The organism is Rhizobium moroccans, from assembly GCF_057559155.1.
The window spans coordinates 9,114-10,363 of record NZ_JBHFJG010000049.1; the positions used below are offsets into that span (position 1 = coordinate 9,114).

1 protein-coding gene is annotated in these 1,250 nt (G+C 61.3%); it reads right to left on the reverse strand.

Annotated elements, in window-relative coordinates; genetic code table 11:
• Window positions 1–43: 43 nt before the first annotated feature.
• Window positions 44–1,175, reverse strand: a protein-coding gene (gene prfB, locus ACE04I_RS24555; RefSeq protein ID WP_170986333.1) for a peptide chain release factor 2 whose coding sequence is annotated in 2 segments (ribosomal slippage) — window positions 44–1,105 and window positions 1,107–1,175 — 1,131 coding nt in all. Because the reading frame shifts where the segments join, the coding sequence is not laid out codon by codon here.
• Between the last annotated feature and the right edge of the window lie 75 nt (window positions 1,176–1,250).

Sequence of the window (1,250 nt, forward strand, 5' to 3'; positions counted from 1 at the left end):
TTCCAATCCGGCCGCCTTTTCATCATTTCAAGGCTCGGGAAAGTCAGTCGACGTCCGCCACGGCGGCATCGGGCTTTCCGCTGATGCGATGGGCGAGAGCCGCTTCCATGAACGCGTTGAGTTCGCCATCCAGCACGTCGCCCGGCGCGGTGCTTTCGACGCCGGTCCGCAGGTCCTTCACGAGCTGATAGGGCTGCAGAACGTAGGAGCGGATCTGGTGTCCCCAACCGATATCCGTCTTGGAGGCGGCCTCGGCATTGGCGGCTTCCTCGCGCTTCTTCAGCTCGGCCTCGTAGAGACGCGCACGCAGCATCTCCCACGCTTTCGCGCGGTTCTTGTGCTGCGAGCGTTCCTGCTGGCAGGCAACGACGATACCGGTCGGGATATGCGTGATACGCACGGCCGAATCGGTGGTGTTGACGTGCTGGCCGCCCGCGCCGGAGGAGCGGTAGGTATCGATGCGGCAATCGCTTTCGTTGACGTCGATGTTGATGGAGTCATCGACAACCGGATAGACCCAGATGGACGAGAACGAGGTATGGCGGCGTGCATTGCTGTCATAGGGCGAAATCCGCACCAGGCGATGGACGCCCGATTCGGTCTTCAGCCAGCCATAGGCGTTATGACCCTTGACGAGCATCGTCGCCGACTTGATGCCGGCCTCTTCGCCGTCATGCACTTCCATGAGCTCCACCTTGAAGCCCTGGCGATCGGCCCAGCGGGTGTACATGCGCAGGAGCATGTTGGCCCAGTCCTGGCTCTCGGTGCCACCCGCGCCGGAATGCACTTCCAGATAGGTGTCGTTGCCGTCGGCCTCGCCGGAAAGCATGGCCTCCACCTGCCGGCGGTCGGATTCCGCCTTCAGCGCCTTCAGGGCATCCTCGGCTTCCTTGACGATCGCCTCGTCGCCCTCCTCCTCACCGAGATCGATCAGCTCGATATTGTCGGAAAGCTGCCGTTCGAGGGCCTTGACGCCGCCGATGCCGTCTTCGAGCTGCTGACGCTCGCGCATCAGCTTCTGTGCTTCGGCCGCGTCATTCCAGAGGTTCGGGTCCTCTGCCTTGTTGTTCAACCAGTCCAGTCGTCTTACCGCCTGGTCCCAGTCAAAGATGCCTCCTCAGCAGGCTTATGGCCTGCTTGATTTCGTCGACCACATTGATGATTTCGGCACGCATGGCGCTTTTCTTCACTCTCGATTTTCAGTGTTTCGAAGTGCCGTGGACATAGTTGCGCCGGCCGCGGATGTAAAG